This is a genomic window from Rhodanobacter sp. sgz306013, assembly GCF_057031145.1.
Window position 1 is genome coordinate 735,259 of sequence record NZ_JBXCIJ010000003.1, and the last position, 21,420, is coordinate 756,678.

20 protein-coding genes are annotated in these 21,420 nt (G+C 67.9%); 15 read left to right on the forward strand and 5 right to left on the reverse strand.

The annotated features are described in order from the left end of the window. Nucleotides 1-4 precede the first annotated feature (4 nt). From AC2EWF_RS12895 to AC2EWF_RS12915, 5 genes are read left to right on the forward strand one after another with little or no spacing between them, the layout of a single operon-like run. Complete coding sequence (locus tag AC2EWF_RS12895) at nt 5-1,117, forward strand: DegT/DnrJ/EryC1/StrS family aminotransferase (RefSeq protein WP_483639817.1); 1,113 nt, start codon at nt 5-7, stop codon at nt 1,115-1,117. Beyond that, nucleotides 1,114-2,367 (forward strand): O-antigen translocase, encoded by a 1,254-nt coding sequence (locus tag AC2EWF_RS12900; protein ID WP_483639764.1) that lies wholly within the window; start codon nt 1,114-1,116, stop codon nt 2,365-2,367. The genes AC2EWF_RS12895 and AC2EWF_RS12900 overlap by 4 nt, the downstream gene beginning before the upstream one ends. Nucleotides 2,368-2,381: 14 nt before the next feature. Continuing rightward, nucleotides 2,382-3,305: a glycosyltransferase family 2 protein gene (locus AC2EWF_RS12905; RefSeq protein ID WP_483639765.1), complete on the forward strand. Its 924-nt coding sequence runs from the start codon at nt 2,382-2,384 to the stop codon at nt 3,303-3,305. Further along, nucleotides 3,302-4,489, forward strand: coding sequence for a hypothetical protein (locus tag AC2EWF_RS12910; protein WP_483639766.1), 1,188 nt, complete (start codon nt 3,302-3,304; stop codon nt 4,487-4,489). The genes AC2EWF_RS12905 and AC2EWF_RS12910 overlap by 4 nt, the downstream gene beginning before the upstream one ends. Then, the gene (locus AC2EWF_RS12915; RefSeq protein WP_483639767.1) at nt 4,476-5,312 is read left to right on the forward strand and encodes a Wzz/FepE/Etk N-terminal domain-containing protein; all 837 of its coding nucleotides are present in this window, start codon (nt 4,476-4,478) and stop codon (nt 5,310-5,312) included. The genes AC2EWF_RS12910 and AC2EWF_RS12915 overlap by 14 nt, the downstream gene beginning before the upstream one ends. A 113-nt stretch (nt 5,313-5,425) precedes the next feature. Here AC2EWF_RS12915 and AC2EWF_RS12920 read toward each other — a convergent pair whose 3' ends face one another. Further along, nucleotides 5,426-6,019 carry a nuclear transport factor 2 family protein gene (locus AC2EWF_RS12920; RefSeq protein WP_483639768.1) on the reverse strand — a complete coding sequence of 198 codons (594 nt, stop codon included), beginning with the start codon at nt 6,017-6,019 and terminating at the stop codon, nt 5,426-5,428. Nucleotides 6,020-6,400: 381 nt separating this feature from the next. Between AC2EWF_RS12920 and AC2EWF_RS12925 the strand changes: the two genes are divergently transcribed. From AC2EWF_RS12925 to AC2EWF_RS12960, 8 genes are read left to right on the forward strand one after another with little or no spacing between them, the layout of a single operon-like run. Continuing rightward, on the forward strand, nt 6,401-7,204 hold the full coding sequence (locus AC2EWF_RS12925) for a class I SAM-dependent methyltransferase (RefSeq protein ID WP_483639769.1): 804 nt from the start codon (nt 6,401-6,403) through the stop codon (nt 7,202-7,204). A 4-nt stretch (nt 7,205-7,208) separates the two neighbouring features. Beyond that, nucleotides 7,209-8,438, forward strand: coding sequence for an amidohydrolase family protein (locus AC2EWF_RS12930; RefSeq protein WP_483639770.1), 1,230 nt, complete (start codon nt 7,209-7,211; stop codon nt 8,436-8,438). Next, nucleotides 8,438-9,178, forward strand: a complete 741-nt coding sequence (locus AC2EWF_RS12935) for a class I SAM-dependent methyltransferase (protein WP_483639771.1) — start codon at nt 8,438-8,440, stop codon at nt 9,176-9,178. The genes AC2EWF_RS12930 and AC2EWF_RS12935 overlap by 1 nt, the downstream gene beginning before the upstream one ends. Continuing rightward, nucleotides 9,175-10,683 carry a B12-binding domain-containing radical SAM protein gene (locus tag AC2EWF_RS12940; RefSeq protein ID WP_483639772.1) on the forward strand — a complete coding sequence of 503 codons (1,509 nt, stop codon included), beginning with the start codon at nt 9,175-9,177 and terminating at the stop codon, nt 10,681-10,683. The genes AC2EWF_RS12935 and AC2EWF_RS12940 overlap by 4 nt, the downstream gene beginning before the upstream one ends. Before the next feature lie 13 nt (nt 10,684-10,696). Further along, nucleotides 10,697-11,827: a glycosyltransferase family 4 protein gene (locus AC2EWF_RS12945; RefSeq protein WP_483639773.1), complete on the forward strand. Its 1,131-nt coding sequence runs from the start codon at nt 10,697-10,699 to the stop codon at nt 11,825-11,827. Next, complete coding sequence (locus AC2EWF_RS12950) at nt 11,824-12,924, forward strand: glycosyltransferase family 4 protein (RefSeq protein WP_483639774.1); 1,101 nt, start codon at nt 11,824-11,826, stop codon at nt 12,922-12,924. The genes AC2EWF_RS12945 and AC2EWF_RS12950 overlap by 4 nt, the downstream gene beginning before the upstream one ends. Further along, on the forward strand, nt 12,921-14,096 hold the full coding sequence (locus AC2EWF_RS12955; protein WP_483639775.1) for an acyltransferase family protein: 1,176 nt from the start codon (nt 12,921-12,923) through the stop codon (nt 14,094-14,096). The genes AC2EWF_RS12950 and AC2EWF_RS12955 overlap by 4 nt, the downstream gene beginning before the upstream one ends. Beyond that, nucleotides 14,093-14,938: a class I SAM-dependent methyltransferase gene (locus tag AC2EWF_RS12960; RefSeq protein WP_483639776.1), complete on the forward strand. Its 846-nt coding sequence runs from the start codon at nt 14,093-14,095 to the stop codon at nt 14,936-14,938. The genes AC2EWF_RS12955 and AC2EWF_RS12960 overlap by 4 nt, the downstream gene beginning before the upstream one ends. A gap of 15 nt (nt 14,939-14,953) precedes the next feature. On the opposite strand, the gene AC2EWF_RS12965 is transcribed toward AC2EWF_RS12960, so the two are convergent. Genes AC2EWF_RS12965 through AC2EWF_RS12980 form a run of 4 tightly spaced genes read right to left on the reverse strand, consistent with a single transcriptional unit; the run spans nt 14,954 to nt 19,270 of the window. Next, entirely contained in the window at nt 14,954-15,886 is a 933-nt protein-coding gene (locus AC2EWF_RS12965; RefSeq protein ID WP_483639777.1) for a flavin reductase, read from the reverse strand. Between the two features lie 2 nt (nt 15,887-15,888). Next, entirely contained in the window at nt 15,889-16,488 is a 600-nt protein-coding gene (locus AC2EWF_RS12970) for a class I SAM-dependent methyltransferase (RefSeq protein WP_483639778.1), read from the reverse strand. Nucleotides 16,489-16,542: 54 nt separating this feature from the next. Next, nucleotides 16,543-17,772: a nucleotidyltransferase family protein gene (locus AC2EWF_RS12975; protein ID WP_483639779.1), complete on the reverse strand. Its 1,230-nt coding sequence runs from the start codon at nt 17,770-17,772 to the stop codon at nt 16,543-16,545. Nucleotides 17,773-17,785: 13 nt separating this feature from the next. Then, nucleotides 17,786-19,270: a B12-binding domain-containing radical SAM protein gene (locus tag AC2EWF_RS12980; protein WP_483639818.1), complete on the reverse strand. Its 1,485-nt coding sequence runs from the start codon at nt 19,268-19,270 to the stop codon at nt 17,786-17,788. A gap of 239 nt (nt 19,271-19,509) precedes the next feature. Here AC2EWF_RS12980 and AC2EWF_RS12985 point away from each other — a divergent pair, with 239 nt between their 5' ends. Both AC2EWF_RS12985 and AC2EWF_RS12990 read left to right on the forward strand, forming a co-directional pair. After that, nucleotides 19,510-20,682, forward strand: a complete 1,173-nt coding sequence (locus AC2EWF_RS12985) for a phosphoenolpyruvate carboxykinase (ATP) (RefSeq protein WP_483639780.1) — start codon at nt 19,510-19,512, stop codon at nt 20,680-20,682. A 65-nt stretch (nt 20,683-20,747) separates the two neighbouring features. Next, complete coding sequence (locus AC2EWF_RS12990) at nt 20,748-21,350, forward strand: peroxiredoxin (RefSeq protein ID WP_483639781.1); 603 nt, start codon at nt 20,748-20,750, stop codon at nt 21,348-21,350. Nucleotides 21,351-21,420 lie beyond the last annotated feature (70 nt).

The window sequence follows — 21,420 nt, forward strand, 5'->3', positions numbered from 1 at the left end:
ACGGATGGAGGTACCGTTCCTCGACCTCAAGGACGTCCATGCGGACTATGTCGACGAGCTGAAGGCGGCGGCCGCGCGGGTGATCGACTCGGGGCGTTACGTGCTCGGCGAGGAACTGGCCGCCTTTGAACGCGAGTTCGCGGCCTGGTGCGGCGTGCGCCATGCAGTGGGCGTGGGCAGCGGGCTCGATGCGCTGGCGCTGATCCTACGCGGCTACCAGGGACTGGGTGCGCTGGCCGAGGGCGATGAGGTGATCGTCCCCGGCAACACCTTCATCGCCAGTTTTCTCGCCATCAGTGGGAACCGGTTGGTGCCAGTGCCGGTGGAACCCGACCCGGCGACCTTCGACCTCGACCCGGCCTGCGTGGCGGCGGCGATAGGGCCGCGCACGCGGGCGATCATGGCCGTGCACCTGTACGGCCAGCTGGCCGACATGCAGGCGCTAGGCGGGCTGGCGCGGCGTCACGGGCTGCTACTGATCGAGGACGCCGCGCAGGCGCACGGCGCGGCTAGCGAAGGACGCAGGGCCGGCGCGTTCGGCGATGCGGCGGCCTTCAGCTTCTTCCCCGCCAAGAACCTCGGTGCACTAGGCGACGGCGGCGCCGTCGTGACCGGTGACGCACGGCTGGCAAGGCGCGTCGCGGCCCTGCGCAACTACGGCTCCGAGGTGAAGTACCACCACCTTTTCCAGGGCATCAATTCCCGCCTGGACGAGATCCAGGCCGCGCTGCTGCGGGTGAAGCTGCGCCACCTTGACGAAGACGTGGCGAAGCGCCGGTACGTGGCGCAGCGCTATCGCGAAGGCATCCGTCATCCGCAGATCGTCCTACCGAAGGTGGCGTGCGAGGAGCGGCACGCCTGGCACCTGTTCGTGGTGCGCTGTCGCCATCGCGACGCACTGAAGCAGCACCTGCAAGCACGGGGCGTGCAAAGCCAGGTGCATTATCCGGTGCCGCCGCACCATCAGCCGGCGTATGCCGAGCTGCACGAAATCCGGCTGCCCGTCACCGAGCGCCTGCACGAGGAGGTGCTGAGCCTTCCCCTTGGGCCAGCCCTCGGCGAGGTTGCGGTGGAGCGCGTGATCGACGCCTGCAACACGTTCGGATGCTCGCCATGAACATCGTCCGCGCCGGCTTCTACTCCTCGATCGCCACCGCGGCGCGCCTGCTGGCGGCGCTGGTGGTGATCAAGCTGGTGGCATGGTTCGCTGGGCCCGCGGGCGTGGGCAAGCTAGGCCAGTTCATGAGCCTGATGTCGTTGCTGGCGGTACTGGCTGGCGGCGGCATCAGTGCCGGCGTCGTGAAGTACGTCGCGGAATACCGGCACGACCCGCAACGCCTGGCGCGCCTGCTGGCCGCCGCGCTCTGGTACGCGCTGTGCGCCTCCGTGCTGATGGGGTGCCTGGCGCTGCTGTTCAGCCGGCAGCTGGCGCAATGGCTGCTGGACGACCCTGCCTATGCGGGCCTGATCCGCGTGCTCGCTGTGGCCCAGCTTGGCATCGCGCTGGTCAACTACATCCTGGCCGTGATCAACGGCTTCATGGACGTGCGCCGGCTGGCGCTGATCCAGGTGCTGGGCTCGTTGCTCGGCATCGTGGTGGCGATCTGGCTGGCGCGCTGGCTGCATCTGTACGGTGCGTTGCTGGCCCTGGTAGTGGGCCAACTGCTGTGGCTGGTGATCGGCCTACCGGCGTGGTGGCGTAGTTCGTACTTCCGGCGCAGCATGCTTCGGCTGCGTTTCGATCGCGAGATGACCTTGCGGCTGGCCGCCTTCTCGGTGATGACGCTCACCGCCGCGCTGGTCTCGCCGCTGGTGAACATCGCGGTGCGTGACCACCTCGCGCTGGAACTCGGCTGGCAGCAGGTCGGCTACTGGCAAGCGGTGAGCAAGGTGTCGGATGCCTACCTGCTGTTCCTCACCACAGCCATCAACATCTACTACCTGCCGAAGCTGGCCGCGATCCGGGAACGCGACGCGCTGGTGCGTGAGTTGCGCCATGCCTACCGATTTCTCCTGCCCACGGTGGTGGCTCTGGCCGCGGCCGTGTACCTGCTGCGGGGCTGGGTGACGCGCCTGCTGTTCAGTGCGGACTTCGCGCCGGCCAACGCGCTGTACGGGCCGCAACTGGCGGGCGACGTGGTCAAGATCGCCGCCTTCGTGCTCTCGTACGTGATGCTGGCCAAGGCGATGACGCGGCTGTTCGTGTTCTCCGAATGCGTGTTCGCGGCCAGCTACCTGGCACTGGTCTACCTGTTCACCGCGCGCTTCGGCCTGGTCGGTGCCATGTATGCCTTTGTGGCCAACTACCTCGGCTACCTCGCCTTCAACGTGCTCGTCGTACAGCGTTACCTGGAGACGGTGCGATGACGGCCCACGACACCATGCAAGGCATCGCGCCGCCGCTGGTGTCGGTGCTGATTCCCGCGTTCAACCACGAACGCTACGTGTGGCGCTGCCTGGACAGCGTGCTTGAAGACCCCTATCCGGCCAAGGAACTCATCGTCATCGACGATGGTTCGACCGACCGCACCGGCGCGCGCATCGCCGACTGGGTGGCCGCGCATTGCATGGATATCCCCATCGAGTACGTGCAGCGGGAGCACCATGGCATCGCCGCGACCCTGAACGAGTTGGCGGCGCGCGCGAACGGCGAGTTCCTGCGGCCTGGGGCGAGCGACGACTACCTGCTGCCCGGCGGTCTCGGCGCGCAGGTCCGCTACCTGCTGGAACACCCGCACAAGGTGGCGGTGATCGGTGACTCCATGGTCGTGGACGGAAACGGGCACAAGCTGCACGACAGCGGCATGTGCGACCTGCACGGCGCCGACAAGAACCTCTACCGCACCGACGATGGCATCCGCCGCGCGGTGATCCGGCAGTGGGCCATCGGCGGGCCTGTCGTGCTGATCCGCAAATGCGCGCTGGATACCGCCGACCGCTGGAGCGAGGGCCTCCGCATCGAAGACTGGGACCTGTTCCTGCGCCTAGCGGCCCGCGACGGGCTTGGTTTCATCGACGTCCACGTATGCGCCTACCGCCTGCACGAATCGAACGTGAGCAAGACGCGGCACAAGGGAACCCGCATTGCCAACCTGGCCGAGTCGCGGCAGGTGGCTGCGTTCAGGGCCAGCCTGTTCGAAGAGCCGTACCGGACCCTGCTGCGGGCGCAGTCGCATTACATCAACGCCAAGATCTCGTTCCTGGAACGACGACCCTGGCCGCTGCTGTGCCATCTGGCGGCGTACCTGACACTGGTCGCCAAGACCAGGTTGCCTTCCGCGGGACCGCATGCGGAGGGGACATGAACCGGCTGTTGCGATTGCCTTCCACCTGGCTGGGCCTCCCCATCCTGTTCGCCTGCGGCCTGACCTGGTTCACCTACGAGCTGCCGGCCGACTACCTCGAGGGCCTGGCTCTGCTGGCGGTGACCGCCTCGGCCATCGTGCTCTTCGACCTGCGGGCAGACGTGCGGATCCCGACCACGGTGCAGTTCCGTGCACGCCATTACATCGGCACACGCGATGCCTTCGTGGCACTGGTCCTCGCTGGCCTGATCCTGCTGTTCTGTCTGCTGGATCTCGCGCTGCTCCCGATCCCGTTGTTCGACAAACCTTCGGCCTACGCGTCGATGGAGGGCGGCCGCGAGCACATCCGGCACGTTTCCGACATGTGCTGGGTGTTGCCGCCGATCGGCCTGCTCTGCACCCGGCGTCGCTGGCTGCGCAACTTGCTGATGGTGGCCGGCTTCGTATTCCCGGTGCTGGTGATCGACCGCAACCGGTTGTTCGCCACGGTGTTCTCGTTCGCACTGCTGATCCTGCTGCGTCGCGACCAGCAGAAGCCGCTGCCATGGATGACCGTCGGCGCCCTGGCGCTGGCGGGCGTCAGCGTGTTCTCGATCCTCGGCATCGTGCGTTCGGGCACGCTGGACTACGTCACGCTGCCGTTTGGTGAGATGTACCGCGCCGCGCCGCAAGGCATCAAGTGGCTGCTGCTGTACGGCAGCGCTGGCCCCTACAACTTCAGCGCGATGCTGGCCAAGCACTACGTCAACGCGGACTTCCTGATCAACCAGCTGGTCCCCCTGCACGGTTCTGTGGCGACGGCCGGGACGGGTATTCCGCTCGATGCGCCGAACATCAACGTGGGTACCGAGTTCTTTCCGTTCCTGCTTGCACTGGGTCCCTACGGCGCGGTGGCTTCCGCGTTCATGCTGTACGCCATGCTGCTGTGGAGCGTGCAGCGGCTACGCCCGACGGTGCCGCTGTTTTCCCTGCTGATCTTCCTGCGCATGTCCTATGTGTGTGTGATGTCGCCGTTCGCGCCACAGGCTTTCACGTGGACGAATGCCGGCTTCATCGGCGTTTGCCTTTTCCTGCAGCTGTTCGCGGCATGGCTGCCGAACCGGAGGGCAGGGGGTGCCGCAATGGCCGCACAAGTCGCGTCTTCACGTTCTTTCCAGCGAGTACCGAACCATGGAACAAGATGAAATCTACCTGGTCGACCTGTGGCGGATCTTCGTACGCGAGTGGAAGTGGTTCGTGCTCGTGCTCGTGCTGGTCCTGGCCTGCACCTATGCGTTCGCGCATCTGGTGAAACGCCAGTGGGAGGCGACCGCCTGGATCCAGATCGGACAGGTCGGGGCGGTACCGCCAGGGCAGGATCCGAAGGTCGAACCCTTGCAGCGGGTACTGGAGCGGCTGCAGCTGGTGCCGTTCGAGAACGAGGTCCTGCAGGACGCCGGCTACGCACCGACGTCGGCCGTGGCCGGTCTCTACCGCAAGAGCCTGAAGCTGGACCCTCTGCCGTATGCGGGCCCGTTGATCCGGTTGAGCGTGCGCTCCTATTCCCGGCAGCAGGCCGGTGCGCTTGCCGACGCGACGGTGGCTCGGCTGCGCGCGATCCACCAGCCTCTCGAAGAGGTTCAGCTTGCATCGGCACGCGCGCGCCTCGCCGGGATAGAGAGCGACCTGCAGGCCGACCAGGCCGACCAGGCCCGCTACCGGAAAGCGGCTCTGCCAGACAGAGAGAGCAGTCCGAGCGGCAAGGATGTCGCCAATCCCATACTCGCGAGCCTGTTGCTGTCCGACAAGGAAAAGGATATCCGTAGCCTGCAGCAGATGAAGAACGATCTCGTCGAGCGACTCGGGCCTACCTACACCTACGAGACCTCGGCGATCTGGCCTGTCTACCTCCCCGAACATCAGGCTTTTCCGAATCCCGCACTGACGTGGGGCATTGGCCTGCTGCTGGGGATATTCCTGGGCGGGTCCGCAAGCGTTGCACGCAGCAAAGCGCGGCAATCTGCGTAGAGGTGGCACGGTTCCGCCGGGGAAGCGGGGCGCGGCCACCCGATCACGGGCGATTCGAAGGTCTGTCCGGCTGTATGAAGCCGGGCAGGGTGCAAAGGGAACCCGGGCAATACTCAGCGCCGGTCAACATAGAAGATGACTTGCTCGTCCTCGATCTTGCCCCGTCCATCGAGCCGATAGAGGCGAGCGGTCGGAAGCGTCCTCGCTGCGCCGAGGCCGAGAACTGCCTTCACAGTCACCATGATGAGTGCGTTGCGTTCGTCGCCGACGCTCGCGATCACGCGGGCGCTGGCCGGCACGACGGCCCGGGCGAAACGGACCAGGCTCGCCATGTAGTCATCGATGCCGACGAGGTTCGTCGACGGCACGGCGGGTTGCGTGCTCATTGCGGTGAAGTGGACGTCGGCTGCAAGGCTCTTTCGCGCCGTGGTGAAGTCATGGTTGCTCCATGCCTCGATATGGGCGTGGGCGATGGCGACGGCCGGTGAATCGGGCTCGGCCGATACCGCTCCCTGCCTCTCCGGTACGGGGCTGGCGGTGGATGGGTTGCGATACGCCATGGCCATTCCAGCGAATGGCAGCAGCGCGACGCCGGCCCCGACCTTTTGCAAGAACGCCCGTCGATTGAGCGGACCCACCGATCCGATTTCTGCGGCGCACCTGTCGCGCGATCCCGGCGCGGTCGGAGTCCTGGATTTCGCGGTCATTTCTTCTCCCGGATGCCTCACGAGTTGGTTTCGATGTCCGTGTCTTCCACCACGCGCCGGCTTCATGTCGCCGTGCGCATGACATGCGTGCCATCCCGTCGGCCAACGGTTGCGTCGACCCGACGCATGCGGGGAACGGCCCCGGAATTTCCGCCACCGCTCAACCAAATCCGCTCATGGCGGCACCCATCAGGCGGATCGGAACACCCATGGCCGTGACGGGCATCGCCATAGGCGACCGGCCTTGGCCGTGGTGGCAATCGACCCGCGGCACCGGACGCAATAGGGATCGACTCGATGAGTGGACAACACGGGCTTGAAACAGGGTGTCCGGTCGAATCCGGCGACGACGGCGTTCGCCGACGCCGGTCGGATGCACCCTTGAGCGAGGCGCAACTGCTTGACACGCAGCGTGCCTTCGACAGCGTGGCGGCCGACTACGACGGTCCCCGCGGCAACAACGAACTGATCCAGCGCATGCGCTCTACCCTTTGGGACACCGTGTGCAACAGATTGCCCGATGGCGGATGCCTGCTCGACCTGGGCTGCGGCACCGGCCTCGACGCGATTGAATTCGCGCGGCGCGGCTATCAGGTCGTCGCCACCGACTGGTCGCCGCAGATGGTCGCGCGGACACAGGTGCGCGCCGCCGCCGCAGGCATGGAGGCCTCTGTCGCCACCGCGCACCTCGGCATCCAGCAGCTCGACCGGCTGGACGATGCGTTCGACGGCATCTATTCGAATTTCGGTCCGCTGAACTGTGCACCGGACCTGCACGCGGTCGCAGCCGAATGTGCACGACTGCTGCGGCCAGGCGGCCAGCTGGTGTTCTCGGTGATCGGTCGCATCTGCCCGTGGGAGCTGGTGCACTACACGTTGCGCGGACGCTGGCGGCGGGCCGGCGTGCGCGCGGCCCGCGGCGCCACGGCGGTGGGCATGAACCGCCACACGATCTGGACCCATTACTACCTTCCACGCGAGTTCTATCGTGCCTTTGCCAAGCACTTCGCGCTGGCGGACTACCGCGCGCTGAGCCTGTTCTTGCCGCCGCCCTACCTGGTGGATTACTACCGTCGTCATCGCCGCCGCTGCGGAGGCCTGGGCTGGCTCGACGATCACCTCGGTGCGCTGCCGTTGTTGCGCGACATGGGCGACCATTTCCTGATCGTGATGCGACGGCGCTGAGCTCATGGACATCTTGCAGGCCGCGTTGGACATAAGCCTGTGCCGTGCGATCACGGTCGCGCCGGCCGGTGCTTCGCATGCGCCGCTGCCGGTCCGGGCTTCGCGCATCGGCGCCTCCTTGTCCGCGCGGGCCTGGCGCATCGATCTGCACGATCACCTGATCTTCCCCGGCCTGATCAACGCGCACGAGCACCTGCACGTGAACGCCGTGCCGCCCTTGCACGGGAACGCGCCGTTCGCCAACAGCTACGAGTGGATCAGGGCGTTCCGGGCACATTTCGCCGAGCCCGCTGTCGTCGCCGCGTTGCGCCTGCCGAAAGCACTGCGGCTGCGCCATGGCGCGCTCAAGAACCTGCTCGCCGGCGTCACCTGCGTGGCGCACCACGACCCGTGGCATCCGGCGCTCGATGCGCTGGATTTCCCGATAACGCTGTTGCGCGACTACGGCTGGAGCTACGCGCTGGGCTGGCCTGGTTACGGACCGCCGGTGCAGGCGAGCTTTGCCGCCACGCCCGCCGGGCGTCCCTGGATGATCCACCTGGCCGAAGGCACCGACGCGGTCGCGCAGGCGGAGTTGGCGCAGCTGGATCGGCTGGGCTGCCTTGCGGCGAACAGCGTGCTGGTGCATGGCGTCGGCTTGCGCGCGGCGGACATCGATCGCGTGATCGCCAGCGGCGCCGCGGTGGTGTGGTGTCCGACCAGCAACCGCAACCTGCTCGGACACACGCTCGACCCGCGGCGCCTGTGCGCGGCCGGCCGACTGGCGCTGGGCAGCGACTCGCGGCTCAGCGGTGCGCGCGACCTGCTCGAGGAGATGCGCGGCATCACCGCGCGCGGCGAGCTCTCGCCTGCGCAGATCCTGGCCTTGGCCACGACAGCGGCGGCGCACATCCTGCACCTGCCCAGGCGCGGCAACCTCGCACCGGGTGCGCAGGCTGACCTGGTGATCGTCGAGGACCGCGGCGGTGCGGCGCGCAGCCTGACAGGCATCGAACGCAACGAGATTCGCGCGGTCGTGCGCGACGGTGTGCCGTGCATCGCCGATCCCGACTTCGCGGAGTGGTTCGCGATCGCCGGCGTGGACGCCGTGCCCGCGGTGCTGGATGGCCGGCCGAAGCTGCTGGCCGCGCCCATCGCCGACCCGGACCTGCTAGCGCTCGAGCCAGGGCTCGAACTCGTCACCGCACACAATGCGCCCGGGTGCGAGCGCGCGTTGGAAGCGTGGTGCCAATGATGACGCACGCATTGCCATTGGAACCGGCCGAAGCCTACGCCCTATGGGCGTCCGGGTACCCGGCGCATGCCCACAACCCGGTGATGCATGCCGAGGAGCGCGCGATGCTCGGGCTGATGCCGGCCTCGCTGCGCGGGCAGGCGGTGGTCGATGCCGGTTGCGGCAGCGGGCGCTACCTGCTCCACGCATTGCGGCGCGGCGCGGAGCGCGCGATCGGTGTGGACTTGTCGTCGCAGATGCTGGAACGCGCCGGCTCGGAACTGGGCACATTGCGGGCCGGCACGCAGGTCACCCTGCTGCAGGGAAACCTGGCGGCCCTGCCGGTACCGGATGCTCACGCGGACCTGACGATCTGCGGCCTGGTCGTCGGGCATCTCCAGCATCTCGGACAGGCGCTGGCCGAGCTGTGCCGGGTGACTCGGCCTGGCGGCATCCTGTTGTGCAGCGACGTGCATCCTATCGGGCATGCCCTGGGTTGGCGTCGCGATTTCAAATTCGGAGGGCGCAGCTACGCCGTGCGGCACACGTCGCATCTGTACGGCCATTGGCATGCTGCCTGCGCCACGCTGGGGCTGCAGATCGAGCAGGTGCTGGAACCCATGCTCGACCCCGCCGACATTCCCGCCGGTGCGCATTTCGACCCGCGGGCGCTGGAGGTACCCGTCGCGCTGGTGTTCCGGTTGCGGCGCGCGCCTGTTTCCGCCGCCGCCGATCCCGCTTGCATGCAGGCCCGCCCATGACCGCCCCGCGCACCTTGCTGATCAATCCGACCGTCACCTCGCGCTCGAGCGCGCGATTTCCGCTCGGGCTGCTGCAACTGGCGGCGGCGCTTGACCGCACCGGCAGCAGCCGCATCATCGATGGCAACGTGGACCGCGACTTTGTTAACGACAGCCTGCGGGCCATGGAGCAGGAGCGCTTCGACGCCGTCGGCGTCGGCGTGATGGGTGGCCCGCAGGTAGCCACTGCGATCGCCGTGTCCAAGGCGATACGTGCGCGTTTTCCGTTGGTGCCGATCATCTGGGGCGGCTATTTCGCGACCCTGCATACGGATGCCACGCTGGCGGCGCCGTATGTGGACTACGCGATCCGCGCGCAAGGCGAGAGGACCCTGTCCGAGCTGGTCGCCGCGATCGTCGACGACGAGCCAGAACTGGGCCACATCGCCGGCCTGTCCTGGAAGCGTGCCGGCACGGTGGTGCACAACCCGGCCCGTCCCATCATGCGGCACGACCCCGCGGGGCTGCTTCCATACGGCAAGCTCGGCGATCCGCGCCGCTACTTGGCGCGCACCTACCTCGGCCAGCGGACCGTCGCCACCCAGGCGGCCATCGGCTGCCGCTACCACTGCACCTTCTGCGGGGTGGCGGCGATGTTCAACGGCGCGACCCAGCTGCCGGCGGCCGCACGGCTGGAGCACGAGCTGGGCTATTTCAAGGATGTGCTGGGCGCCGACTCGGTGCAGTACTTCGACCACAACTTCTTCGACCGCGAGGCGGACATGCTGCCGCTGCTCGAGGTGATGGCGAGGTTCGGGCTGCCGTGGTGGTGCTTCGCCCGTTCCGACGCGCTGCTCAAGCTCTCGGAGCCCGCGTGGGAACTGGTGCGCAAGAGCCGGCTGCGCATGGCCTACATCGGCGCGGAATCGCCCAGCGGCCAGATGCTGCACGACATCCGCAAGGGCACGCGGCCGGACCAGACCCTGCAGGTGGTCGAGCTGTGCCGCCGCCACGGCGTGATCCCGGAGCTGTCGTTCATGGTCGCGCCGCCGGAGAACACGGAGGAGGAGACCGAACGCACGTTCGAATTCATCCGCGAGATGAAGCGAGTCAACCCGCAGACGGAGATCGTCATCTATGTCTACACGCCGCTACCGGAGCACAGCCGCCACGAGAAGGATCGCGCCAGGCGGCCGGGTACGCCGCTGCTGGACATCGACGGCGAACCGGTGGTGTTCCCCGCGACACCGGACGAGTGGGCGCAGCCGCGCTGGGTCGATTACGCCTGCCACATGGATGCCCCTTGGCTCACCGACCGGCTGCGCCGCCGCATCAACGACTTCGTCACCGTGCTGCGCTGCCGCTACCCCACCGTGCAGGATCTGCGCGCACCGCCGTGGGCCAAGCGCAGGCTGAGTGCGATGGCGGGCTGGCGCTACCACTTCCGCAAGTACGACAGGCCGTGGGAGCTGACCCTGGCGAACCGGCTGGTGCGCCTGCGCATGCCGCAGGTGTCGGGCCTGTAGGCGGGCACCGGCCGTGCATGTGGTGCAGATCAATTTCCTGCCCGCACCCCGCGGCCTGGGCCTCGCGGCCCTGCTCGAACGCTGGCCGTCGCTGGCGGACATCGCGGAGCTGGTGGTGGGCGCCGGCGTCCAGGTCACCGTGTTGCAGGCGGCCGCGCATGCGGAGCGCCTGACGCGCGCCGGCGTGGACTATCGCTTCGTCGACATGCATGGAACGCGTGCGGCGAGTGGCCGGGGCCGCCGTTTCGCCGATGTCCTGGACGGCAGTGGCGTCGACGTGCTGCATGCGCACAGCCTGGCCTATGCCGACGATGCGTTTGCGGTGGCAGCCAACCTCGCGCCGGGTGTGCCAGTGGTTTTCCAGGATCATGCCGACCGGCTGCCACGCTGGTGGCGGCGTCCGCGCCATCGCCGGCGCTTCGCGGCGGCAGCGGGCATTGCGTTCACTTCGCTCGATCTCGCACGGCCCTTCATCGACGCCGGCGTGTTCGGCCCGGCGACACGGCTCCTCGCGATCCCCGAATCCAGCAGCCGCTTCATGCCGGGGGATCGCGCCAGTGCACGTGCGGCGACCGGAGTGCATGGCGAGCCTTGCGCGCTGTGGGTGGGACGCCTGAATCGCGGCAAGGATCCGCTGACGGTGCTCGACGGCGTTGCGCTGGCGGCAGAGCGCATGCCCGGCTTGCGCCTGTGGTGCGCCTTCGGCGAGCAGCCGATGCTGGCCGAGGTGCGGACGCGCATCGATGCCGACCGGCGGCTGGCCGGACGCGTGCACCTGCTGGGCAGGGTGGCGCATGCAGAGGTCGAGGCGCTGATGCGCGCCGCCGACCTGTTCGTCTCCGGCAGCCGCGCCGAAGGCAGCGGCTACGCGGCGATGGAGGCCATCGCTTGCGGCCTCACGCCCGTGCTCACGGACATCCCGGCATTCCGCGAGCTGACCGGCAACGGCCGCATCGGCCGCTTGTGGCCGTGCGGCGATGCGTCGGCGCTTGCCGAAGCGCTGGTCGGTGCCGCGGCGGACCTTGCTTCGCCGCGGCAGGTGCGCGCGCATTTCGACGAGACGCTCTCGTTCGACGCCGTGGGGCGGCTCTGGGCCGAGGCCTATGCGCGGGTCCTCGACGATCGCCGTGGGAACATGCCATGAAGATCGCGCTGGTGGTTCCCGGTGGAGTGGATCGCAGCGGCGAGTTCCGCGTGATCCCGGCCCTGCTGGCACTGATAGTTCGACTGGCGCGCACCCACGAAGTGCACGTGTTCGCCTTGCATCAGGAAGCAGCGCCGGACTGTTGGAAACTCGCTGGCGCGCAGATCCACAACATCGGCGAAGGCCGGACGCGGCTGCGTGCCATCGCAGCGATCCGCGTCGAGCATCGCCGCGCGCCGTTCGACGCGATCCACGCGATCTTCTCCGGCTCCTGCAGCCTGGTCGCCGTGGTCGCGGCGAAGCTGTTGCGGCGACCGAGCCTGGTGCACATCGCCGGCGGCGAGCTGATCGCGTTGCCCGGGATAGCCTACGGCGGCCGGCGCACATGGAAGGCACGGCTGCGCGAGGCGGTGGTGCTGCGCGGTGCCGATGCGATCACCGCCGCCAGCACGCCGATCCTCGATTCCCTGCGTGCGTTGGGACTGCGGGCCCGACGGGTGCCGCTGGGTGTCGACCTGATGATCTGGCCGCCCCGCGCGCCGCGCGGACGCGATGCGGGACCGGCCCGGCTGATCCACGTCGGCAGCCTCAACCGCGTCAAGGACCAGCCGACCCTGCTGCACGCGCTGGCGCTCCTGGCAGGGACAGGGGTGGACTTCGAAATGGACATCGTCGGCGTGGATACCTTGCAAGGTGAAATGCAGCGGCTCGCCAGCCGGCTCAAGCTGGATCGACGCGTACGCTTTCTCGGCTTCAGGACCCAGCGCGAACTGCGTCCGTTGATGGAGTCAGTCGACCTGCTCGTGATGTCGTCGCTGCACGAGGCCGGACCGTTGGTGGCGCTCGAGGCCGCCGCCGTGGGCGTGCCCACGGTGGGCACGGCGGTCGGACACATCGCGGAGTGGGCGCCGGCGGCGGCACTGGCTGTACCGGTCGGCGACGCTGCGGCGCTGGCGGATGCCATCTGCCGCCTGCTCGGCGACGAGGAGCTACGGCTGCGGCTGGCCGCCGGTGCGCAATTGCGCGCGTTGCGCGAGGACGCCGACCACACCGCGCGGACATTCGAGGCGCTCTACCTGCGTTTGCGTGCCGCATGAAAATGAAGGATGCCCCCGCGTCACTGGCGGCTTGGCCGGCTGGCCCAGTGGTGGCGAGCCCGGCCGGCACCCGCATTCCGTCGCTGGACGGACTTCGGGCGATCTCGATCCTGATGGTGTGCTACGGACATCTTTGCGGGACGCGGCATTTTCCCGTTTCGATCGCGGAGTACGGTCGCTGGTGCGGCGATGTCGCGCATCTCGGCGTGCTGGTGTTCTTCGTGATTTCCGGTTTTCTCATCACCTTGCTGCTGATGGGCGAGCGCGAGGCGATGGGGGATATCTCGCTGAAGCGGTTCTACCTGCGCCGGATGGTGCGCATCTTTCCCGCGTTCTACGCGTTCATCCTGGTCATGGCGATCGCAACGGGGGCGGGAGTGGTGCAGCTGACCGGGCGCGACTTTGCTTATGCGCTGACCTACACGGTCAACTTCGAGCCGGGCCGTTCCCTGCAGATCGGGCACCTCTGGTCGTTGTCGGTCGAGGAGCAGTTTTATCTCCTGTGGCCGCTGACGCTGGTGGCCCTGCGCGAACGTCGTGCCTTGGTTGTCGCGGTCGCGGCGATCTGCATGGGCCCACTGGTGCGCTTTTCCATCCGCGAGTGGATGGCCCATGTCGATCCCCGTTTCCCGGGCGGCATGCTGACGAGTTTCCCTGCAATGTTCGATTACCTGGCCGCGGGGTGTGCGTTGGCATTGCTGCGGCCATGGTTGCTGACCCGAACGTGGTACCTGCGCCTGACCGGAAGCCGTTGGCTCGTACTCGCGGTGCCCCTGGTGCTGCTGATCAACCGCATGGGCAGCCATCCCGCGGCAATAGTGCTGGGGACGCCGGTGATGAACGTGTGCCTCGCACTGCTGATCGAATCGAGTACACGCCATGCACGAAGCCTGGGGGGATCCTTCCTGAACTGGAAACCGATGGTTTATCTCGGCGTTCTCAGCTACTCGTTATACCTGTGGCAGTCGCCCTTCCTGGACCACCGCTCCGGCGCCTGGATATGCGCATTCCCGCAGAACCTGATGCTGGTCTTTGTCGCGGCGCTGGCGTCCTGGTTCCTGGTCGAGCGTCCGCTCACCCGTCTACGCCGGCGGCTGCGGCACTACAACGAAGCGTCCGCCCTCATTCGAGGGCGGTACGGCTGTCCTGCAGCGATGGACTCGACGCGATGAAAAGGGCACAGGCTGCGACCGGACTGCTAGGCGACACCCCACAGCGCGACTACGCAGAGAAGCTTCAGTTGTTCAACGCCTTCGCACAACCGGAGCTGCGCGAGGCAATAGCGGCGTTGGCGGTGCGGGCGGGGGAGCGGGTGCTCGACGCCGGCTGTGGCACAGGCGAGGCGGTTGGCTGGTTCCACGAATGCCAGGGCAATCGCGCACTGGTGGTGGGGATGGACCTTGCCACCGCGCATGTCCACATCGCCCGCCGCAGCGCGCCGACGCAGGCAACTGTCCTGCAGGCCGACATGCTGCGGCCACCGCTGGCGGACGGCAGCTTCGATCTGGTCTGGGCCGTCAACGCCGTCAATCATCTGCACGACCCGGTCGCCGGCCTGCGGGTACTGGCGAAGCTGCTGCGGCCGGGCGGCCGCCTCGCGGTGGGGCAGAGCTCGCTGGTGCCGGACATGTACTTCGCGTGGGATGCCCGCCTCGAACAACGCGTCAACGACGCGGTGCGTGCGTACTACCGCGACCGTTACGGCCGCAGCGAGCATGAGTTCACTGCGGTCCGCGCGCTGGTCGGCTGGCTGCAGGCATCGGGATTGCCACGGGTGACGGTGCACACGCGGATGATCGAGCGCACCCAGCCACTCGCCGAAGCGGACGAGCGCTACCTGCGCGAAGCGATCTTCCGGGATACCTGGGGCGAGCGCCTGCGGCCCTACCTGCAGCCGGAAGATTTCGACGCGCTGGCGCGGCTGTGCGATCCGGACGACGCGTGCTACGCGCTGCGGCGGCCGGACTTTCATTTTCTGCAGAGTCTCACCCTGGCGGTGGCAACGAAGGCCTGAGCCGGGGTTGCGCGCTCAGGCGGGCCCCACCTCCGCGAACGGCTTGCCGCGCCGGCGGCGCCAGGCCTGGTGGAAGCCCGCCGTGTGGTGCAGCTGGGCGTCCTCCACCAAGGCTTCCTCGGACACGATGCGGCCGAGAAAGAACGTGTGCGAACCCACCTCCTCGCTGTGCACGATCTCCAGTTCGCGGATGCGCAGCGCCGCAGCCACCACCGGTATGCCGAAGGCACGCGAGGGCCGCACCGGGAATGGCAACGCCGTCCAGTCCGGAAGCGGCTCCCTGTGGTGCACGCTGAGTGAGTAGACGGCGTCCTTCATCGTCGCCGGCATGCAGGAGAGGGCGACCCGGCGCGATTCGCGCATCACCGGCACGGAAACGTTGGTGCTGCGCAGCGCGAGCGCAAACAACCCGCTGCGCCCCAGCGGGCCGATCAGGTCCATCGGGAAGATGTTGCGGTGGCCGGGCGCGTCGACGGAGACAAGGATGACCGGCCGCGGGCTCAGGTAGGCGATCATCAACAGCTGGGTGGCGGCGGGTGCCATCAGGGAGTGCGGCGACGAAGTGTTCCTCTGCATGAGGCGGTTCTGCAGCCATGCGTTCCATGGGCGCAGCGGCCAGACCAGGCAGCGGTGCCCACCGACCGTGACGTGGTAGAGGGTAAGCGTGCTGCCATCGCTGCTGACCACCGCCGCGCGCGCCAGCTGCAGCATCCCGAGCAACCTGCCGCCGGCACGTTCGCGGTACTCGAGCGTCGCGCCCGGTCCGGCGTCCAGGCTGGTCGCGATGGTGAGCGGCCGGAGCGAGGCCACGGTGTGGTCGGTGGTGACATCTGCAGTAGCGCCACCCCAGCGCAGGTTGGCGACGACCGTCTGCTGCGGGGAGGCGACGGCGACTACCGACCACTGCGGCAAGGGGCGGATGAACGGCCTGATCCAGTCCTTCCACATCCTCAGACCCTCCGGAACAACAGGAACATGTAGGGCTCGGAGGCCAGCCCGAGGCCGCGGGGCGCAAGGCGTTCCAGCCGGAAGTGCGGCGTTGCCGCCCGTGCCACGACCCCTGGCGCGAAACGGTGGATGCGGCTTTCGCTCGGGATGGCGTAGCGGCCGCGGAGCACGAGATTCACCAGGTTTGCCCGCCACCAGCGGTAGCGCGCGTCGGCGAGGCAGTAGGGGTTGAGCAGGCTGGCCAGCACGAAACCGCCATTCCGGACCACGCGCGACAGTTGCCCGAACAACGCGGCATGATCGGCGAAATGGTTGAGGACCGCGAAGTTCGCCGTGACCGCCTGCACCTCGCAGGCGAGCGGCGATGCGACCGTGACGACGGCTGCGCGTGCGATCTCGTCGCGGCAGTGCCGCAGCAGGCTATCGTGCATCACCTCCGCGGGTTCGAACACGAACGTCGGATGGCCATGGGCGGCATAGGCTTTCGCATCGATGCCGGTGCCGGCACCGAAATCGAGCACGGCCGCGCCCGCAGGCAGGAGATCCAGCGCCAGCTGCTGGAACCTGGCCCGCACGGCCCGGTCCCGCGGCGAAGCCAGCATGAATTCGTGGTACTGCTCGCCGGTGTGCATGTCGTCGATGGCCCTGCGGACGCGCTACTCGCTCGCCAATGAGGTGTGTGGCTCCAGGGCCGCGCGCACCACGTACATGGTGTCCATGCGCGGCACCGGCCGGACGAGCCAGGTCAGCACGCGCCGGCACCGGGACGAGGCGACCCAGTCCTGCCCTTGCAGCCAGAGCTGGGTGCGCAGCATGTCGGCGCGCTCCTTGCGGGCCTCGTCCGTGGGCCGCACATGGCGCGCAAGGTGGCGCATGGCTTCGCCGAAGGAGCGCGACCATTCGATGCCAGCAAGTGCATGCAGCCACAGCTCGGAGCAGGACACCCGGGTCAGGGTCTGCCGTCGCGATACCGCGCGCAGCAGGGGAGGGCAATCGCGCTCGAGTCGCGCAAGCACGGTTTCGGGAATGGCATGCCGGTAGTAGCGCGCGACCAGCCGCAGTGGCGGCAACGCCCACCAGGGCGCCTCGTTACCGCACGCACCCCACAGTTCGTTCCAGTCGCGCGCGACCATGCGCGTAGCCAGCAGCGAGATGTCATGGAGGTGCATCAGGCGCAGGCTGCGGCCGCAGATGTTGCCGGCCGCATGCAGCAGCAGGTGGCTCATCAGCGCGCCGGTCGACGGATAGGGATTCAGGCCCGGCTCCGCTGCGTGTGGCCAGATCCGCCCGGTGATGTCGACGGCGGCCACCGGCAGCCGTTCCTGAATTTGCGTGTGCAGCTCGATATTCACCGGTGCGTCGCGGTGCTCACCCAACCCGGCATAGGGCCGGCCGCCGGCTGGCTTGAACACCAGGTGTTTCCATTGCGCGAACGAGGCCACGTAGCCGAGCTCCTGCAGCAGCGCGGTTGCGGCCGCCACGTCGGCTTCGCATACCAGCAGGTCGATGTCGGCCATCGGCCGCTCGCCTGGCGCGTAGATGCCCTCGGCGTGCAGCGCCGAGCCCTTCAAGGCGACGACGGGAAAACCCGTGGCGCGGGCACCGGCATCGATGCGCATGAGCAGCTCGATGATGCGGTGATGGCGCTGCTCGACGTGCGCACGCTGGCTGGCAAGGAAGCGCCGCCACGCGGGATGGTTCCAGGTCGAGTACCGGTCGAGCAGTGGCGCCACGCCGTGTGCGACAGCGGCGGCCTCGGCCAGCTCCCACTCGAGTTCGCTCCACGCGGGCGTCTCGCCGCCCGGCCGCGCCAGTGCCAGCTCGGCAGCGAGCGCTTCGGTGGTGCGGCGCAGGCCGTTCCTGACGATGGCAAGTGGCGGCAGCATGGCCAGGGATGCCCTAGCGCACTTGCAAAGCAATGCGTTGTGGCGCGGGCAGCGGCGTTGCGTCGCGGTTGCGGTGCGCGCCTTCGCAGGCGATCAGCGCATGCCAGCGCGCATCGAGGGCAGCGCTGGCCGCACGGTGCCGTTCCGGCGGCATGCCCGCCTTCGCCTGCTGCAACGCGACCTGCTCGTGCAGCAGGTCGCGCACGCTGCGGTAGAACTCCGAGTCGTAGGCACCGCGGAACATCATGGCCAGGTCGCCGCTGTCCCGCCAATGCGTTTTCCGGCCAAGCTGGGCCTTCACCAGCTCGTAGAACCGCGTGCCGGGCAACGGATAGGACACGCTCACCCCGATGTCGTCAGGTGCCGCCTGTGCGACCAGGTCGCGGGTGGCCAGCAGGTCGGCCAGCTGTTCACCCAGGTAGCCGAGCTGGATGAAGAAACACGCACGGATGCCGTGCTGACCCAGCCGTTCCCGCGCCACGATCAGTTCGGCAACCCTCGTGCCCTTGTTCATTGCGTCGAGCACGCGCTGGCTGCCACTCTCTGCGCCGAGCCACGCCTCGGCGCAGCCCGCCTGCGCCAAGGCCTCGGCCATGCGCTCGCTGATCAGGTCGGCGCGCGTCTGGATGGTGAACGGTACCGCGCCGTCGGTGGCGCGTAGGTGTTCACCAAACTCCATCACCCAGTCGACGCGGAAGCCGAAGATGTCGTCCGCCATCCAGATGTGGTCGGGTCGAAAGGCATGCTTCAGGTGGCTCATCTCCGCCGCGACATCCAGTGGGGTGCGCTGCATGTAGTGGTTGCCCCAGATCGGTTTGGCGCACCAGTTGCAACGGAACGGGCAGCCTCGCGACGCAGCCATGTTGAGGCTGAAATAGCCGTGCCGCTCCTGCCAAAAAGCGCGGTAGCGCCCGATGTCGGCCAGGTCCCAGGCCGGGTGGCCGACCAGACGCGGGTCCGGTGGCCGTGCGCCGATGCGCATCAGCTGCAACTGGCCGTCCGCCTGCGCTGCGACGCCTGCGAGGCCGGCCACCCACGCCGGGGTGGCGATGCCGGACGCGCGCTCCAGCCGTTCGGTCAACTCGGCAAGAGCCGCGACGCCCTCGCCGATCAGCACGACCTCCGCGCCCGCCGCAAGAAAAGCCTCCGGATGGTCGGAAGCATCGGAGCCGGCAACGATCACGCGGGCGCCGGCGGCACGCGCCCCGGCAATCATGTGGCAGGCCGCTTCGCGCATGCGGCCCAGGCACATCTTGGTCAGGAAGTTGAAATTGTCCTCGTACAGCACGACCAGGTCAGGGCTCGCGCCGTGCAGGGAGATGGAAAAATCCTCGACTCCGTCGGCCAGCATCGCATCGAACAGCGCAACCTCATGTCCCAGCTGCCGCAACAGGGCGGCCACCTGGATTGTGGCGAGGGGTGGATAAGGCTTGCCGCGCTCCCACTGCTTCCGGTCGTACTTCAGGTAGTAGGCGTGACCGACCAGGATCTTCAGCATCGCTATGGCCTCCGGGGGCCGGGGACGGGCTGGGGTGGCGCCACGACGGGCGACGGTTGCGTTCGGGCCTGCTGTTTCGGGAGGTGAGTGCTTCGTCGCGGAGCTTCGGTTGCCCGCGTGGCTACGAAGTTCTGCAACGCGATGCGATGCCCGATGTGCCGGCCACGGCCGTGCGTGCGCAACCTTTCCCGGCAGCAGTCGCACTCATTGGCACTTGCCACGAGCCGCGTGCGACGAGGATGGCCTTGACGATCCCCCACGGCGTTCCGGACACGGATGCCGACCCTTTCCGTGAGCGCAGCGGCCCCGTGTTCTCCGTGCGCAAGGTGATCCTGGGCGGCGACTTCCAGTTCGGCAGTGCCAGCGCGGCCCTGCTACAGGTAGTCGAGACCGCCTATGCCGATCTGCCAACACATCGGCTGCCGGTGGCTGCACCCGAGTTCCGCATCGAGTTGCGCTTGCTGCCGCGCCGTGCCTCGCTACCGGGCACCGAACCGCTGCCGGTGCGGATGCAATCCGGTGCCGGTTTGCTGTGCGGCGTGATGGACGCATCGAACTACGTGGTGCTGGCACCCGCGCAGGGGCGGGCACTGGTCGTGGCCTCGGAAGACATGCTTAATCGGCCCTACCACCTGCGCTACGAACTCGTGGAATTCGCCGTGTTCACCCTTGCGACGCGTGGACTGGGCCTGGTTCCACTGCACGGCGCCTGTGTGGGCCGGCAGGGGCGCGGCGTGCTGCTGCTTGGCGAGAGTGGTGCGGGCAAGTCGACGCTGGCCCTGCACAGCCTGCTGCACGGCCTGGATTTTCTCGCTGAGGATGCCGTCTTCGTGCAGCCGGAAACCCTGCTCGCCACCGGCGTCGCCAATTACCTGCACGTGCAGGCCGACGCGCTGCGGCATGTGGACGACCGGGCTGCCCGGCACTGGCTCGACTGCTCACCACGCATACGCCGGCGCAGCGGCGTGGAGAAGTTCGAGGCCGATCTGCGGCAGAGCCCCGGCCGACTCGCAGCGGCGCCCCTGGATCTGGTCGGGGCGGTGTTCCTGTCCGCCGAGATGGCCGATGACGCGGATGCGTTGCTGAGTCCGGTTCGTGCCAGCGACGCCGCAGTCCGATTGCGCGCCAACCAGTCGTACGCGGCGGCGCAGCCGAGCTGGGATCGTTTCGAGCAGCAACTGGTCCGGCGTGGCATCCACGAACTGCGTCGCGGGCGCCATCCACGCGATGCCGTCACCGCGCTGGACGAGCTGCTCGACGGGGTGCGGGTCGATGGTCCGGCGATGGCGGAGTCACCTTTGCCGCCCGTGACGGGTGCTGATGTTCTTGTCGATGGGAGAGGTAACCTCAGGAGTGAGTACGACGAACCACGGGAGTGGTTCGACACCAACCTGGCAGGAACCCGGCGCTGACCATTCCGTGCCGGGTCGATGCACACATGCGAGGGTCGCAGATGAAAACGCGTATGACGGGATCGATGGTCGCGGTCGTGCTACTGGCGCAGCTGGTGGCACTGCCGGCACTTGCCGCGCTCAAGCCCGGTGCCAAGGCGCCGGATTTCACTGCCGAGGCCAGCCGCGCCGGCAAGGATTTCAGCTTCTCGCTCAAGGAGGCCCTCAGGAAGGGACCGGTAGTGGTGTACTTCTACCCATCGGCGTATACCGGTGGCTGCGATCTGGAAGCGCATACCTTCGCCACTGAGAAGGCCAGGTTCGACGCAGCCGGCGCCACCATCATCGGCGTGTCCGCCGACAGCCTCGAGCGGTTGAATGCCTTCTCGTCGGATCCGAAATACTGCGCCGGCAAATTCCCGGTGGCCTCCGACCCCGACGGCAAGGTGGCGGCCGCCTATGATCTCAGGATGATGGCGGCGCAAACCGGTATCAACGACGTGCGTGGAGTGGCCATCGACCATGGCTTCATCTCGCGCACCACGTTCGTCATCGCCAGCGACGGACGGATCGTCGCCACGCTGTCGTCGGAGGCCGACCACCTGCGACCCGACCAGCACGTGGCGCGGTCGTTGGCCATCGTGCAGGGCATGCGGACGGGCAGGATGCCCGCGACGGGCGACCACTGAACAGGCCGACCCGCCGAACCGGTGGACAGCGGATGTTCCGGGTGGATTTCATCAAGCGAAACACGCCGGC

What these genes read in the sequence shown, in the direction of transcription:
- AC2EWF_RS12965 (WP_483639777.1), bottom strand. Translation starts at nt 15,886, where the DNA reads ATGTGGAAGGACTGGATCAGGCCGTTCATCCGCCCCTTGCCGCAGTGG.
- AC2EWF_RS12915 (WP_483639767.1), top strand. Translation starts at nt 4,476, where the DNA reads ATGGAACAAGATGAAATCTACCTGGTCGACCTGTGGCGGATCTTCGTA.
- AC2EWF_RS12930 (WP_483639770.1), top strand. Translation starts at nt 7,209, where the DNA reads ATGGACATCTTGCAGGCCGCGTTGGACATAAGCCTGTGCCGTGCGATC.
- AC2EWF_RS12970 (WP_483639778.1), bottom strand. Translation starts at nt 16,488, where the DNA reads ATGCTGGCTTCGCCGCGGGACCGGGCCGTGCGGGCCAGGTTCCAGCAG.
- AC2EWF_RS12940 (WP_483639772.1), top strand. Translation starts at nt 9,175, where the DNA reads ATGACCGCCCCGCGCACCTTGCTGATCAATCCGACCGTCACCTCGCGC.
- AC2EWF_RS12985 (WP_483639780.1), top strand. Translation starts at nt 19,510, where the DNA reads ATGGCCTTGACGATCCCCCACGGCGTTCCGGACACGGATGCCGACCCT.
- AC2EWF_RS12990 (WP_483639781.1), top strand. Translation starts at nt 20,748, where the DNA reads ATGGTCGCGGTCGTGCTACTGGCGCAGCTGGTGGCACTGCCGGCACTT.
- AC2EWF_RS12975 (WP_483639779.1), bottom strand. Translation starts at nt 17,772, where the DNA reads ATGCTGCCGCCACTTGCCATCGTCAGGAACGGCCTGCGCCGCACCACC.
- AC2EWF_RS12955 (WP_483639775.1), top strand. Translation starts at nt 12,921, where the DNA reads ATGAAAATGAAGGATGCCCCCGCGTCACTGGCGGCTTGGCCGGCTGGC.
- AC2EWF_RS12950 (WP_483639774.1), top strand. Translation starts at nt 11,824, where the DNA reads ATGAAGATCGCGCTGGTGGTTCCCGGTGGAGTGGATCGCAGCGGCGAG.
- AC2EWF_RS12960 (WP_483639776.1), top strand. Translation starts at nt 14,093, where the DNA reads ATGAAAAGGGCACAGGCTGCGACCGGACTGCTAGGCGACACCCCACAG.
- AC2EWF_RS12900 (WP_483639764.1), top strand. Translation starts at nt 1,114, where the DNA reads ATGAACATCGTCCGCGCCGGCTTCTACTCCTCGATCGCCACCGCGGCG.
- AC2EWF_RS12905 (WP_483639765.1), top strand. Translation starts at nt 2,382, where the DNA reads ATGCAAGGCATCGCGCCGCCGCTGGTGTCGGTGCTGATTCCCGCGTTC.
- AC2EWF_RS12920 (WP_483639768.1), bottom strand. Translation starts at nt 6,019, where the DNA reads ATGACCGCGAAATCCAGGACTCCGACCGCGCCGGGATCGCGCGACAGG.
- AC2EWF_RS12980 (WP_483639818.1), bottom strand. Translation starts at nt 19,270, where the DNA reads ATGCTGAAGATCCTGGTCGGTCACGCCTACTACCTGAAGTACGACCGG.
- AC2EWF_RS12895 (WP_483639817.1), top strand. Translation starts at nt 5, where the DNA reads ATGGAGGTACCGTTCCTCGACCTCAAGGACGTCCATGCGGACTATGTC.
- AC2EWF_RS12910 (WP_483639766.1), top strand. Translation starts at nt 3,302, where the DNA reads ATGAACCGGCTGTTGCGATTGCCTTCCACCTGGCTGGGCCTCCCCATC.
- AC2EWF_RS12935 (WP_483639771.1), top strand. Translation starts at nt 8,438, where the DNA reads ATGACGCACGCATTGCCATTGGAACCGGCCGAAGCCTACGCCCTATGG.